We start from the raw sequence: 14186 nt of genomic DNA, 5'->3' as shown, positions 1-14186 counted from the left end.
GCCGGGCCGCAGGCGGGACGGCGGGCTGAAACTATCGGGCGCGACAGGGGGTCGCCGCGAGCGCGTGAGCCAGGTCCAGGCCGCGTGGCCGTCGATCGCGGGCCCGGACCCGGTCGGCGCCTTTCGCGGGGTCGCGGCTCAGGGCTCGACCTCGACCTCGAGCCACCACCAGTCGACGCCGAGTCGGCTGTCCCTCAGGACATAAAACAGGGTGGCGCGGCCGTCGGGCGGGAGCTCGCCCTCGTCCTGCTCGCCCTTGCGCATGGTCCATTGATTGAAAGCGACGCGGTCGTCGCTGCCGCCGGCGAGCAGGGTGCCCCAGGTGCGGTACCAGGAGCCGTCGATGCGCTCGGTCTGGATCTCGCTGCCGGTGCCGCCGACGCCGGCGTTGATCGGGACAGTATAGGTCTGGAGGTCGTGGGCCGGGGTCTCGGTGTCGACCTGGATGGTCTGGCCGCGCCTTATCGGGACGGTGGCGCCGCGCGGGAGCTCGCCGAGATCGGTGGCCTCGTCGGTGTCGGGGTCGAGGACGGTGACGCGGAAGCTGGCGATCCGCGGGTTGCGGTCGCCGTCGGGGATGTCCTTCGGGTCAGGGACCTCGCCGAGCTCGGGCGGGAGGTCGAAGCCGAACATGCCGGCGAACGCGAGCAGCTTCTCGATCGGGCCGACCGAGACGCGGGTGACGGCGTAGATGCACGCGTTCGGCAGGTCCGCGGCCTTGCTCAGCATGGCCACGGCGCACTCGCGGGTGCTCGGCGATCCAGGGGCGCGGCTGATCATGGTCAGCTCGAGGTCGCCGCCGAGCAGGAGGTTGGCGGCGAACGGGGCGACGAACTCGATGCTGCCGGGGGCGCCGCCGTCGTCGGGGAGGCGACACGGGCTCGGGTACTGCGGCAGCTCGGTGGCGTTCGGGTCGAGGTCGGCGAAGCTGGGGACGGGGCACTCCTCGAGGTCGTCGAGGTCGAGCGGGACGGCGGCGCGCAGGCAGGCGAACAGACCCTGGGCCGGACCGAGCTGGCAGGCGATCCAGATCGGGTCGAAGTCCGGGCCGGCGATGTCGAGGACGCCGGTCGGCTCGACCATGAAGGGGGTGACGCGCACCTTCTCGAACGGCAGGGCCTCGCAGCGGGCGCCCGCGTCGGCGGGCTCGTCGTCAGGGAACAGCGGGGTGACGACCTCGCTGCGCAGGGCGAGGATGCGCGGGCCGGCGACCCGCTGGCCGACGGGCAGGTCGGAGGCGCAGGCCAGTCCGAAGAGACATGTCCCGAGAGCCAGGATAAAGGGGAGCCGGGCCCGAGCGGACGCGCCGGAGGGACATGTCCGGAGGGACATGTGAGAGACCGGGGCGTGCCCGGCAGCGGCGGGCGGGCCGGAGAGACATGTCCCGAGGGACAGGCGGGAGAGCCGGGCGCGGCGGGCCGCAGCGGACGGACCGAGGTCGTGAGGACGGAGCGCGCGCGGCACGGCGGCCCGGACGATAGCGCCGATCGCCGGCGAGGAGCAATCGGCGGCCGCGAGCGCGCGCATGGCCGGGTCCAGGACGCGGCTGCGAGGACGTGCGATCGCCGGCGGGCGCGGGTCCCCAGGTCGATGCGGCCGAATCACTCGCGCCGCGGGGATGCGCGAGTCGCCGGCGGCTCAGTCGCCGAGCTGGAACTCGTATTCGTAGCGCAGCTCGAAGTCGGCGGGCTGGCCGTTGGTGGCGAGCGCGGGCCGGAATTTGGCCTTGCGCAGGGCCTTGGCGGCGATCTTGCCGCAGCCGTGGCCGATGTCCTTGGCGACCTTGACGTCCTTGACCGAGCCGTCGCGGCGGACCTGGACGGTGAGGATGACGACGCCCTCGATGCCGAGCTCCTGGACGGCCGGGCACTGCTCCTGCGGCACGTTGATGACGGCCGGCAGCTCGCGGATGTAGAGCTCGCCGCGCGGCTCCCAGGTCGGGCCGCCGTCGCCGGTGCCGCCGGGGGTGCCCTTGGGGCTGCCGCCCTTGCCCTTGGAGTCGGGGCTGCCGGTGCCGCCGGGGGTGCCGCCGGGGGTGCCGACGCCGATCTTCACGCCGCTGTTGCCGGTGGTGGTGGTCTGGCTGGCGTCCATGCGCAGCGGCGGCGGGGCCTCGTCGGCCTCGGCCTGCGGCTGCGGGTCGGCCTTGGCCTTGGGCCGCGGCTTGGGCGGGGGCTCGTCCTTGCGGACCTCGGGCACCGGCTGCGGCTCGGGCGGGGTCTCCTGCGGCTTCTCGGGCTCGGGCTCAGGCTCGGGCTCGGGCTCCGGTTCGGGCTCGGGCTCGGGGATCTCGAACTCGACGATGTCGATGCGCGGCTCCTCGGGCAGCGGCGGCTCGACCGACAGATACGACAGCAGCAGCGCCAGCACGGCGTGGAGCCCGAGCGAGCCGAACGCACCGGAGCCGGACCGAGACAGGAGGCTGCCGCCGAGGCGCATCGCAGTGCTCGCTCAGGACGGGGCGGGAGCGGCCTTGGGCTTCTCCGTGGCGATGGCGTACTTCTTGACGCCGGCGTCGCGCAGCAGGTCGACGAGGTGGATCATCGACTTGACTTGGGCCTCCTCGTCGCACTGGATGACGCCCTGGAGGTCGCGGCCCTCGGCCAGCTTGCGCGTGATCGCTTCCTTGATCGCGGCGTCGCCGTCGACCGGCTTGTGGTCGACCTCGAGCCGGCCGTCCTTCGCGCAGGTCAGCAGGATGTGGTGCTGCTTGGGCTCGAGCTTCTGCCCGGTCTGCGCGTCGGGCTTGTCGATCGACAGCGCCTCGGACTCCTGGATCTTCGTGGTGGTGACCATGAAGATGATCAGCAGCACGAGCATGACGTCGACCAGCGGGGTGACGTTGATGCTGTTGATGCCCTCTTCGTCGTCCTGATTGGTGTCGGCGGCCACGGCGTGGAGTCCCCCTGCGAAGCCCGGCTCAGTGGGCGCGCTTGGTGTCGTCGCCCGAGCCCGACAGCGACAGCACCATGTTGGTGAGCGCGTCGGCCTCGCCCAGCAGCGCCTTGACGCGGCGCTGGAAGAAGTTGAAGGCGATGACGGCCGGGATGGCGACGATGAGGCCGACGGCGGTGGCGACCAGCGCCTCGTAGATGCCGGCCATGACCGCGTTCGAGTACTCGGCGCTGCCCATCACGCCCGAGCGCTCGATGGCGCGGAAGGTCTCGATGATGCCGAGCACCGTGCCGAGCAGGCCGATGAACGGCGAGTTCGAGCCGACGGTGCCGAGGAAGTTGAGGTTGCGCTCGAGCCGGAGCTTCTCGCCGGGGCGCAGCGCGGCCATGATCGCGGCCATCGAGCCGGTGCCGCGCTGGCTGGTCTCGAGCATCTGCGCGGCGATCCGGGCCCCCGGGCCGTTGGCGCCGCGCAGCAGCTCCTGCGCCTTGGCGAGGTCGCGGTCGGCCAGCGCGGCGTGGAGCGCCCGGACCAGCGCCGAGTCGCGCCCCTGGACGCCCGAGTAAAAGATCAGGCGCTCGATCATCACGGCCACGCTCACGACGGAGAGCCCGACGAGGATCCAGAGGATCCACTCGGAGCCGACAGCCGAGAGCTCGAGGAATTTTTCCGAGAGCTTCATTGGTGGGCCGGCGAACCGTAGCCCAGCCGGCGCGAAACGGCCAGTGTTCACCGGCGACGCGGGCGCACGCGTGCTCAGACCGGGCGCTGAAGCTCGCGCAGGAGGGCCGTCGCGTAGCTCCCGGAGGGCAGCTCGAAGCTGAGGGAGATCCCGGGGCCGAAGTCGTCGCGCGCGACCTCGATGTCGACCGCGAGCGGCGCGATCTGCAGCGGCCGCCGCGTCCCCTCGAGCGTGTGACCCAAGGCTTGCAGCGTCGTCAGGTCGATCTCCGCGCGCGCCAGGATCTCCGCCTCCAGGGCGCCGGAGGGGGTGTCCGGGCCCGGCGCGCGCATCTTGCTGCCGAACATCGGCCCGGTGATGCCGAGTTCTCCGGCATCGAGCCGGGCCTTGTCGGTGGCCGGGTCGGTGCACTCGAACAGGCCGCCGGTGGCGGTCTTCTTCAGGATGTCGCCGCGCAGGACCTCGCGCATGAGGCCGCGGGCGCGCCGCTCGAGCAGGTAGAGGTTGAACAGCGCCGACTGGCCGGCGCTGAGCAGGAAGTCGGCGCGACCGCGCCGGCGCCCGCGCGCCAGAGCGGCGAGGCCTCGCGCCAAATTGTCACTGCCGAACCGCTGCTCGCCGTAGAGATTGTCGAGCCCGCCGAGCGCGCGCAGGCGCTCGACCTTGGCCTGGCAGCGGGCCAGCGCCTCGTCGACGGGTACGGCCAGGTCGCGCACGACGATGGTGAAGCGATTGCCGCGCAGGTGGCCGCGGCGCAGCTTGTTGCCGTGCGGGTGAGCTGTCCCGAGGGATATGTCCGAATGGACGAATTGCTCGAGGCGCGCGGCGGCGGCGGCCGGCAGGGAGATCCACTGCTCGGTGACCGCGTCCTTGTCCTTGAGCCCGGCGAGCCCGAGCTCGGCGCGGGGGATCGCCAGCTGGCGCGCGACCTCGGCGATCGCGTCCTCGCTGCCGACGCCGCGCTTGGTCAGCAGCAGCAGCACGTGCGCGTTCGGCCGGCCGTCGGGGTCGTAGGCCGGGACCTCGCGGACGTGAAAGTCCTCGGGCCGCGAGCGGATGGCGCCGCCGACGCCGGGCAGGTCGGCGGTCTGCAGCGGGGGTTCGCGCAGGAGCTCGAGGTCGGCCTCGGACAGGCCGCGGCGGGCCGGGGCTTCGCCTTCGCGGCGCCGGTCGGCCCGCTCGGGTCGGCTGTCCTCGGAGACAGGAGACTCCCCGCTGTCCTCGGAGACAGATGAGCTGTCCTTCGAGACAGCCGGCTCGTGGCTGTCCGCGGGGACAGGTGCGTCGTCGGGCTCGCGGCTCACAGCGAACCCGTGCGGCCCTCGAGGGCCGCCTTCGGCTTGCCGCCCTTGGCCTCGGTGTCGTCGACCTGCTTGGGCCGCGGCGGGGCGACCGGGCGCGGCGGGCTGCGGTCGGGGCGCTTGCGGCTGGCGTCGGCCGGGCCGTAGGTGTCCTGGATGTACTTGAGGTAGAGGCGGGCCTGGCGGCCGTGGTGGTGCTTCGGGTGCTGCGACTGCAGCTCGGCGAAGGTCGTCCGCGACAGCTCGATCTCGTCCATCTTCAGGTACGTCAGCGCCAGCAGGAACAGCACCTCGGCGTCGAGGCCGATGCCCGAGTACGACTTGTGGGCCGTCTCGAGCCGGCCGATCGCGGCCTCGGGGCGGTCGCGGTCGAGGTAGAACTTGGCGACGTAGAGCTCGTGCTCGAGCAGGCGGCGGCGGACCTCGTCCTGCAGCTTGAGCGCCAGCGGGTGCATCGGGCTGCTCGGGTAGTGGTCGAAGAAGTAGGCCAGCTCGACCAGAGCGTCCTGCAGCTGGTCCTGGTCGCGCTGGTAGTGCGGGGGCATCAGGAAGAAGCCCTCGGGCGCGTTCATGTAGGCCGAGACCGCCGCCATGTACGCGCACCAGCCGTTGAGCACGTGCTTGTGCGTCGGGTGCAGCTTGTAGAACTGCTTGAACTGGTCCTGCGAGGTCGTGTAGTTGCCCTGGGCGAACTCGGCGCGGGCGATCAGCAGCTCGGCCTCGACGGCGTAGCGGCTGAACGGGAAGCGAATCCGGACGAAGTCGGCGTACTGGATCGCCTCTTCGTAGTCCTTGTCGGTGAACTCACCGATCGCGAGCTCGTAGTTCTCGCGCGCAGTTTGACCGTAGTCCGTACTGAGGTTGGGACCCGTCTTGCAGGCCGCAAGGCAGAGCCCCACCGCCAGCGCCGCGCTGCAGAGCCGCCGCATGCCGAGGCGCGAAGCTAGCCGCGGCCCGGCCCGCTGTCAAAGGCCAAAGTTCGGGCTGCGCCGGTTATCTGCGGGCGGCTCGCGCGACGGGCCGGGTTTTTTGCCTCCGGACGACCGGACCCCCATCATCGGTTAGGCTGCGCCGGATGGAGACGCGACACCTCGGCCCCTGGGCGGCGCAAGCGCTGGTCGCGGGCTCGATGCTCGGCATCGGCATCTTCATCGCCCCGCCGGTGGTCGCCAGCCACGTGCAGAGCCCGTTGTGGTTCCTGCTGATGTGGGTCGCCGGCGGGCTGGCGGCGCTGTGCGGGGCGCTGTGCGTGGCCGAGCTCGGAGCGATGATGCCGCGGGCGGGCGGCGAGTACCCGTACCTGCGCGCGGCCTACGGGCCGGGCATCGCGTTCGCCACGGGTTGGCTGCAGCTGCTGGCGACGTTCCCGGGCTCGCTCGCGACCATGGCCGTCGGGACAGCCGCGTTCCAGCTGCCGGTGCTGCTCGGGCCGAGCTTCGCCGCGCCGGTCGACCTCGGGCTGGTGACGCTGGCCGGCCCGACGTTCTGGGCGATCGCGCTGGTGGTCGCGCTCACGGGGCTCAATCACATCGGCATCGTGCTGTCCGGGCGCGTGCAGCTGGTGCTGACGATGGTGCCGCTGGCGGTGCTGCTGGCGGTCAGTCTGTTCGTGGTCGGCGACATCGGCACCGTCGAGGTCTCGGCCGAGGCGCTGCGGTCGGGGCTCGACCCCAGCCCTTCGGCCTCCGCCGTGGCCCAGGCATACCTGTCGATCTACTTCGCTTATTCCGGGTGGAACGCGGCGATCTACATCGGCGGGGAGATCGCCGACCCCGGGCGCAACCTGCCGCGCGCGGTGGTCGGCGGGACGCTCATGGTCGCGATCCTCTACTTCGTGCTGTGCGCCGGCTACCTCTCGGTGTTCGAGATCGACAAGCTGGCCGGGGTCGGCGAGGCCGGCACCGCGGCCGCCGGGGCGCTGTTCGGCCACGCGGGCGTGATCGTGGTGACGCTGATGATCCTGCTGGCGATGCTCGGCTCGATCAACGGCACCGTCATGACCGGCTCACGGATCGCCTACGCGATGGCCGAGGAAGGCCACTGCTTCCCCGCGGCGGGCCGGCTGTCCGCCCGCTTCGGCACCCCGATGGTCGCGCTGTGGTTGCAGGCGGTCCTGGCGATCGCGCTGATCCTCAGCCATCGCTTCGAGCAGCTGATGGACTACGCGGCGGCGGCGATGCTCATCTCGGGCTCGCTCGCGGTCGCCAGCGTGGTCTCCTTGCGGCGCAAGGATCCAGACCACCCGCGGCCGTATCGCGTCGGCTTCTACCCGTGGGCGCCGATCATCTACGTAGGCTCGAGCGTGTTCGTGCTGGTCGCGCTGGCGGCCAAGGGCGACCTCTCGGTGTTGATGGCGGCGGGGTGGTTCGCGCTGGCGCTGCTGCTGCACGCCCTCGTCGTCGCGCCGCGGCTGCGCTTGCGCTAAGGTTCGCGCCATGAACCGGCCCTTCACGCTGCTGACGTGGAACGTCAACGGGATCCGCGCGCGCCTCGACGACGTGCTCAGCTTCCTCGCCGAGAAGAGCCCCGACGTCGCCTGCCTGCAGGAGACCAAATGCGAGGACAAGGTGTTCCCGCGGGTACCGTTCGCGGAGCTCGGTTACACCGTCCACATCCACGGGGCCAAGGGCTACGCCGGCGTGGCCACGCTCTCGAAGGTCAAGCCGACCGAGGTCGTGCTCGGCTTCCGCGGCGGCGACGCCGACTCCGCCTGCCGGATCTTGAACACCGAGATCGACGGCCTCCGCCTCTACAACCTCTACGTCCCCAACGGCACCGCGCTCGGCACCGAGGCCTTCACCTACAAGCTGGCGTGGCTGGCCAGGCTCAAGGCCGAGCTCGCCGAGCACTGCTCGCCCGCGGCGCCGGTGATCCTGTGCGGCGACTTCAACATCGCCCCCGACGAGCGCGACGTGGTCGACCCGCGCGCGCTCGTCGGCTCCACCCACTTCTCGCCGGAGGAGCACGCGGCCCTGCGCGAGCTGCTGGCTTTCGGCCTGCAGGACTGCTTCCGCAAGCACGACGACCGCCCCGGCCAGTACACCTGGTGGGACTACCGCCGCGCCGACTTCGACCGCAACCGCGGCATGCGCATCGACCACGTCTACGCCAGCGCGCCGCTGTACGCCCGCTGCGAGTCGGTGGTCCACGACAAGACCCCGCGCGGCTGGGACGCGCCGTCCGACCACATCCCGGTGATCGCGAGCTTCGGCGGGCCATGAGCTTGACGGCCGGCGCGCCGCGCGGTGAACTTGGGGCTCGTGTCGATCGGCCGCTCCGCCTGGTGGGTAGTGATGCTGTCTCTCGAGACAGGTTGTGAGCGACCCTCGCCGCCGCCGGTCCAGACGCCGCCGCCGGCCTCGCCGCCCGAGTCGCCGCCGCCGGAGGTCGACCCGGCGGCGCTGCCGGTGTGCGGCAAGGACATGATCGCGGAGCCGCTCGCGGCGATCTGCGCGCTGTCGCGGCCGGCCGCCGACGTGGCGATCGGCTGCGCCGAGCCCGAGCGGATGATGTGGTGCTCGGCGACCCGGCCGGGCTACACCAAGTGGGGCTGCAGCTTCCCGCTGCAGGAGCTGCCGGCGACGGTGGTCTTGCTGCAGACGGCGACGGAGGGCGAGCCACCGCCGCTGAACGCGATCATCGAGCCGAAGCCGATCTCCGGCAGCGTGGCGGCGGCGGAGGCCAGCATCGCGGCCGCCGATGGGGCCGCCGGGACCGCGCGGGTGGCCGACTGGCGGGCCCAGCTCGAGCGGTGGGGCTGCGTGGCGGTCGGCGAGCCGAGCCCGGAGTGGGTCGAGCTGCAGTGCGGGCGCTTCGAGGTGCTGCTCGACTACCTCGACGTCACGCGCCGCGCCTACGTCAAGGCGACGCTGCCCGGCGTGGCCCGTTGCTGGCAGTGACGGCGGAGCAGGCGTGCGGACGCCGGCATCGCCCGCCTGCCGATGAGGCCGTCCGCGCGCGGCCGCCCCGGCGCATGACTCCGCCGCGAGGGCGCGCCGGTGGCTGCGGCAGAGGGCGTCGGGGCGTCCCGGCAGTCAGCCGCGCCGCGGCGCGCCGCGGTACTCTAGTCGTCGCGCCGCCATGACCGCGACCGACGCCACCGCCCTGGAGATGATCGGCGCCCGCGACCTGTTGGAGGCGCTGCCGCAGGCGGCCTACGTCTGCGACGCGCACGGTCAGGTCGTCGCCTTCAACGCCGACGCCGCGGCGCTGCTGCGGCTGACGCCGGACGCCTCGCCGCCGTACTGCCCTGCGGACGAGCTGGCCACCCTGGCGGGCGCGCCGCTGGGGCGCGAGGACACGGCGGTCGCGGTCGCCCTGCGCACGCGCGCGAGGGCCTCGGGCCACAGCTACGCGCTCGGCTGGCGCGACGGCCGGCAGCTGCGCGTGCGGGAGAGCGCGCGGCCGGTGCTGACGCCCGACGGCCGCTTGCTCGGGGCCGTGTGCGTGGTCGAGAACCTGCGCGAGACGGCGGTCTACGAGGCGGCCAAGGCGGGCGGGCTGGCGCAGCTGGTCGGCATGTTCGTCAGCGACATGCACGGGCAGCTGGTCGAGGCCACCGACGAGTACCTGCGGATCCTCGGCTACACCCACGACGAGATCGACCTGAGGGTATTCCGCTGGGACCGCTGCACCGCGCCCGAGCACCTCATGCGCGACCACCAGGGCATGGAGGAGGCGCTGCGCACCGGCCGGTGCCGCCCGTACGAGAAGGACTACGTGCGCAAGGACGGCAGCCGCGTGCCGGTGTTGATCGGCTACGCGCTGGTGCGGCCGCGGCAGAACCAGTTCATCGGCTACGTCGTCGACCTCAGCACCCGGCTGCGCGAGTACAGCCGCATCAACGAGGCCATGCGCGCGGCCGAGACGGGCATCTGGGACTGGGACCTGCTCACCGGGCAGGTCATCTGGTCGGACACCACCAAGGCCCTGCTCGGCATGTCGCCCGACGATCAGCCGCACGGCGTCGAGGATTTCCTGCGGCTCATCCACCGCGAGGACCGCGATCGCGTCGGCAAGGCGCTCGCCGACGCGATGGCCGCCCGCTCGACCTTCCGCTCCGATTTCCGCCTGCGCGATCCCCAGGTGCCCGAACGCTGGCTGTTCTCCCAGGGCGGCGTGTTCTGCGACTACGCCGGCGAGGGCGTGCGGATGTCGGGCACGCTGGTCGACATCTCGGCGCGCAAGCAGGCCGAGCAGGTGCTGCGCGACGCGATCGGCGTGCGCGACGAATTCCTCTCCGTCGCCAGCCACGAGCTCCGCACCCCTATCACCTCGATCCTGCTGCGCGCCGAATCCTTGCTGCGCCGGCTGCCGCCGAGCTCCGACCCGACCCTCAAGGAGCCGCTGGTCGCCGCGCTGCAGCTCATCATCCGCCAGGCCCGCAAGATCGACTCGCTGGTCGCCGACATGCTCGACGCCACCCGGCTGTCGCACAAGAAGCTGTTCCTCGAGCCGCAGGAGCTCGAAGTCGCCGAGCTGCTGACGACCTTCTGCACCCAGCTGTGCGAGCACGACGCCCGCGCGCGCGCCGACCTGTCCCTCGAGCTGCCGCCGCCGGGCTCGCCGCCGCTCGTGGCCACGTGGGACCGGCGGCGCGTCGAGCAGGTGCTCGACAACCTGGTCAGCAACGCGTTCAAGTACGGCGCGAACCGGCCGGTCACGGTGCGGCTGACGTCGCCGTCCCCGGACACCGCCCGCATCGAGGTCGAGGACCACGGCATCGGCATCGACCCCGAGGCCCGCGCCAAGCTGTTCCAGCCGTTCGAGCGGGCCCACCGCGTCGGCTCGTTCAGCGGGCTCGGGCTCGGCCTCTACATCGCCCGCGAGATCGTCCAGGCCCACCACGGGACGATCACCCTCGACTCCGAGCCGAACGTCGGCTCGACCTTCCGCGTCGACCTGCCGCTCGGACCCGCGACGTCGTAGCGGGGGCGCGAAGGCCCCCGCTCGCGCGCATCACCCGTTCGGCGGGCCTACTTCATCTCGCCGCGGGCGAAGATCGAGGCGACGTAGGTGAGCACGTCGGAGGCGCTGATCTCGTCGTAGCCGTAGTTGCGGATGAGCCGCTGCTTGACCACGTCGATCTTCTCCTGCGCCTCGCGGTCGACCACCTGCGAGACCAGGCTGGTGAGCTTGATGCTGTCCTTCTGGTCTTCGAACAGCTTGAGCTCGAGCGCCTTGTAGAGCCGCTCGTTGGTGCGGTAGTCGAACTGCTTGCCCTCGATGGCGAGCGCGCCGATGTAGTTCATGATCTCGCGGCGGAAGTCGTCCTTGCGCGACTCGGGGATGTCGATCTTGGTCTCGATCGACCGCATCAGCCGCTCGTCGGGCTCCTCGTCCTGGCCGGTGTACGGGTTCTTGACCTTCTCGCGCTGGGTGTACGCCTTGACGTTGTCGATGTAGTTGCCGCAGAGGCGCGCGATGGCGTCGGCGTCGGCGCTGATGGCCCGCTGGACCTCGTTCTTGACGATGTCCTCGTACTCCTGTTTGACGACCGCGAGCAGCTCGGTGTAGCGCTTGCGCTGGTCGTCGTTGTTGATGAGGCTGTGGCTGCGCAGGCCGCCCTCGAGCTCGTTCAAGACCATGAACGGGTTGATGCTCATCTGCCCGCGCTCGGACACCAGGCAGTTGGCGATCTTGTCCTGGATGTAGCGCGGCGAGATGCCCTCCATGCCCTCGCGGATGGCCTCTTTGCGCAGCTCCTTGACCGAGTCCTGGGTGAACCCGGGCAGGGTCTTGCCGTCGAACAGCTTGAGCTTCTGCAGCAGCGACAGCTGGTGCTTCTTCGGGTCTTCGAGGCGGGTGAGGATCGCCCACATCGCCGCCATCTCGAGCGTGTGCGGGGCGATGAAGCGGCCGCGGACCTTCTTCGGGTTGTAGTCCTTGGCGTAGATCTTGATCTCTTCGCTGAGCTTCGTGATGTACGGGACGTCGATCTTGACCGTACGGTCGCGCAGCGCCTCCATGAACTTGTTCTCGAGCAGGCGGTTGTACTCGGCCTCGTTGGTGTGGCCGATGATCACCTCGTCGATGTCCGTCTGCGCGAACTTCTTCGGCTTGATCTTCTGCTCCTGGGTGGCGCCGAGCAGGTCGTAGAGGAAGGCGACGTCGAGCTTGAGGATCTCGACGAACTCGATCACGCCGCGGTTGGCGACGTTGAACTCGCCGTCGAAGTTGAAGGCGCGCGGGTCGGTGTCGCTGCCGTACTCGGCGATCCGGCGGTAGTTGATGTCGCCGGTCAGCTCGGTCGAGTCCTGGTTCTTCTCGTCCTTGGGCTGGAAGGTGCCGATGCCGATGCGGTCCTCCTCGGACAGCAGCAGCCGCTTGACCCGCACGTGGCGGACGACCTTCGACCAGTCGCCCTTGTAGTGCAGCATCAGCTCGCGGAAGATGAAGCGGCAGGCAGGATTGAGGTTGCCGCGGATGTAGGGGCGGAAGCCGTCGCGCTCCAATCCGAGCGACGTAATCGCCTGCTCGCGGACGTCGGACGGGATGAGCTTCAGCGGCTCCTCGTTCATCGGCGACGAGAAGCTCTCCTGACCGGCCGTCAGGTAGCGCAGCCCCTCGGGCAGGGTCCACTCGTAGGTATAGAGCGCGCCCTCGGGCGAGCGGCTGTACTCCTCGATGCCCTTCTTCAGCAGGCGCGCGATCGTGCTCTTGGACGAGCCGACCGGGCCGTGGAGCAGGATGATGCGCCGCTCGGTCCCGTAGCGCAGGGCCGCCGCCTTGAGCACGCTGACGAGCCGCATCAGCGGGATGTCGAGGCCGAAGATCGCGTCGCGTCCCTCGTGCACCTCGTCCTGGAAGAACCGGTAACGGGTGATCTTCTTCTTGCTGTCGACGTACTCCTCGGTCCCGTGCGACAGCACCATGTCATAGAGGCGCTCGTAGGCGGTCCGGGCGACCCGCGGGTTCTTGCGCACGAGGTCGAGGTACTCCTCGAACGTGCCGCTCCAGTGCAGGTCTTCGTAGCGCTTTTGGTCCTGGAGGGCGGCGACGCGGTCGACGAGCGAGACTGATGACATCGTAACCGAGACTGTACACGAGGGTCGCGGAAGCGGCCACCGCGGAAGCGACGCGCGGGCAGGCACGTCGGCGCGCACCGCGGCCAGATTCGCGTTTACGCCGCTGCGCGCGCGTAGCCTCGCATCCGCCTCGCTTCTGCCGCACACCTCGCATACTCTGGTTGTCCATGATTTCGCGCATCGAGCAGGACCACAGCCGCTTCCGAGAGATCATTCGCGGCAAAATTCGGCAGAACTTGCGCAAATACATCTCTCGCGGCGACATGGTGGCGCCAAAGGGCCAGGGCACCGTCGCCATCCCGATGCCGCAGATCAACATCCCGCGGTTCGTGCACGGCGACAACAGCGGCCAGGGCGTCGGCCAGGGCGACGGCGAGCCCTGCGACCCGGTCGGCGGCTCGGGCAAGGACGGCCCGGGCGGCGCGGGCAAGGCCGGCGAGCAGGAGGGCGGCAAGTCGCTCGAGGTCGAGGTCACGCTCGAAGAGCTCGCTCAAATCATGGGAGAAGAGCTCGGTCTGCCCAACATCCAGCCCAAGGGCACGCATTCGTTAGAGACCCGCAAAGACCGCTATGTCGGCCTGCGCAACACCGGCCCCGAGTCGCTGCGCAACTTCAAGGCGACCTACAAGCGCGCGCTCCGCCGCCAGGTGGCGATGGGCTCGTACGACCCGGCGCGCCCGGTGATCGTGCCGATCCGCGAGGACCGCCGCTATCGCTCGTGGCGCACCGACCCGCGCCCGCAGACCAATGCGGTGATCATCTACATGATGGACGTGTCGGGCTCGATGGGCGACGAGCAGAAAGAGATCGTCCGCATCGAGTCGTTCTGGATCGATACGTGGCTGCGCAGCCAGTACAAGGGGCTGGAGTCGCGCTACATCATCCACGACGCGACCGCGCGGGTGGTCGAGCGCGACGTCTTCTTCCGCACCCGCGAGTCGGGCGGGACGATGATCAGCTCGGCCTACAAGCTGTGCGCCGAGCTGATCGACGCCGAGTTCAGCCCCGAGCAGTGGAACATCTACGCGTTCCACTTCAGCGACGGCGACAACTGGTCGGTCGACGACACCGCGACCTGCATCCAGCTGGTCAAGCAGCAGCTGCTGCCCAAGTGCAACCAGTTCGGCTACGGCCAGGTCGAGTCGCCCTACGGCTCGGGCCAGTTCATCAAGGACCTGCGGTCCGCGTTCGCCAAGAACATCGCCCTCGTGACCTCCGAGATCAAGAGCAAGGACGACATCATGGACTCGATCCGCGAATTCCTGAAGGGGGGCCGCTAGC

Annotated in this window: 12 protein-coding genes; 5 read left to right on the top strand and 7 right to left on the bottom strand. The window is 70.4% G+C overall.

Annotation, left to right across the window (positions count from 1 at the left end):
- Positions 1 to 138 precede the first annotated feature (138 nt).
- The 6 genes from POL25_RS13000 to POL25_RS12975 all read right to left on the bottom strand — a co-directional run bounded on the left by POL25_RS13000 (position 139) and on the right by POL25_RS12975 (position 5807).
- Positions 139 to 1527 carry a hypothetical protein gene (locus tag POL25_RS13000; RefSeq protein ID WP_272086300.1) on the bottom strand — a complete coding sequence of 463 codons (1389 nt, stop codon included), beginning with the start codon at positions 1525 to 1527 and terminating at the stop codon, positions 139 to 141.
- Positions 1528 to 1638: 111 nt separating this feature from the next.
- Positions 1639 to 2439 (bottom strand): energy transducer TonB, encoded by an 801-nt coding sequence (locus POL25_RS12995; RefSeq protein ID WP_272086299.1) that lies wholly within the window; start codon positions 2437 to 2439, stop codon positions 1639 to 1641.
- 12 nt (positions 2440 to 2451) lie between these two features.
- On the bottom strand, positions 2452 to 2892 hold the full coding sequence (locus POL25_RS12990; protein WP_272086298.1) for an ExbD/TolR family protein: 441 nt from the start codon (positions 2890 to 2892) through the stop codon (positions 2452 to 2454).
- A 28-nt stretch (positions 2893 to 2920) separates the two neighbouring features.
- A complete protein-coding gene (locus POL25_RS12985) occupies positions 2921 to 3577 on the bottom strand; it encodes a MotA/TolQ/ExbB proton channel family protein (RefSeq protein ID WP_272086297.1) in 657 nt (218 codons plus the stop codon).
- A gap of 74 nt (positions 3578 to 3651) precedes the next feature.
- Entirely contained in the window at positions 3652 to 4881 is a 1230-nt protein-coding gene (gene truD / locus POL25_RS12980; protein ID WP_272086296.1) for a tRNA pseudouridine(13) synthase TruD, read from the bottom strand.
- Positions 4878 to 5807, bottom strand: coding sequence for an outer membrane protein assembly factor BamD (locus POL25_RS12975; protein ID WP_272086295.1), 930 nt, complete (start codon positions 5805 to 5807; stop codon positions 4878 to 4880). The genes truD and POL25_RS12975 overlap by 4 nt, the downstream gene beginning before the upstream one ends.
- 146 nt (positions 5808 to 5953) lie before the next feature.
- On the opposite strand from POL25_RS12975, the gene POL25_RS12970 reads away from it, so the two are divergent.
- The 4 genes from POL25_RS12970 (at position 5954) to POL25_RS12955 (ending at position 10806) form a co-directional block, all read left to right on the top strand.
- Positions 5954 to 7303 carry an APC family permease gene (locus POL25_RS12970; RefSeq protein WP_272086294.1) on the top strand — a complete coding sequence of 450 codons (1350 nt, stop codon included), beginning with the start codon at positions 5954 to 5956 and terminating at the stop codon, positions 7301 to 7303.
- Between the two features lie 10 nt (positions 7304 to 7313).
- Positions 7314 to 8099 carry an exodeoxyribonuclease III gene (xth, locus tag POL25_RS12965; RefSeq protein WP_272086293.1) on the top strand — a complete coding sequence of 262 codons (786 nt, stop codon included), beginning with the start codon at positions 7314 to 7316 and terminating at the stop codon, positions 8097 to 8099.
- 39 nt (positions 8100 to 8138) lie between these two features.
- A complete protein-coding gene (locus POL25_RS12960) occupies positions 8139 to 8777 on the top strand; it encodes a hypothetical protein (RefSeq protein ID WP_272086292.1) in 639 nt (212 codons plus the stop codon).
- Between the two features lie 181 nt (positions 8778 to 8958).
- Positions 8959 to 10806, top strand: coding sequence for a sensor histidine kinase (locus tag POL25_RS12955; RefSeq protein ID WP_272086291.1), 1848 nt, complete (start codon positions 8959 to 8961; stop codon positions 10804 to 10806).
- Between the two features lie 47 nt (positions 10807 to 10853).
- Here the strand turns inward: POL25_RS12955 and POL25_RS12950 are convergent, their stop codons facing one another.
- Positions 10854 to 12905 (bottom strand): PrkA family serine protein kinase, encoded by a 2052-nt coding sequence (locus POL25_RS12950; protein WP_272086290.1) that lies wholly within the window; start codon positions 12903 to 12905, stop codon positions 10854 to 10856.
- Between the two features lie 167 nt (positions 12906 to 13072).
- Here POL25_RS12950 and POL25_RS12945 point away from each other — a divergent pair, with 167 nt between their 5' ends.
- Positions 13073 to 14185, top strand: a complete 1113-nt coding sequence (locus tag POL25_RS12945; protein ID WP_272086289.1) for a DUF444 family protein — start codon at positions 13073 to 13075, stop codon at positions 14183 to 14185.
- Position 14186 lies beyond the last annotated feature (1 nt).

Source organism: Nannocystis bainbridge (genome assembly GCF_028368995.1).
Classification (GTDB): domain Bacteria; phylum Myxococcota_A; class Polyangia; order Nannocystales; family Nannocystaceae; genus Nannocystis; species Nannocystis bainbridge.
This window is presented reverse-complemented; position numbering and strand designations above follow the sequence as displayed.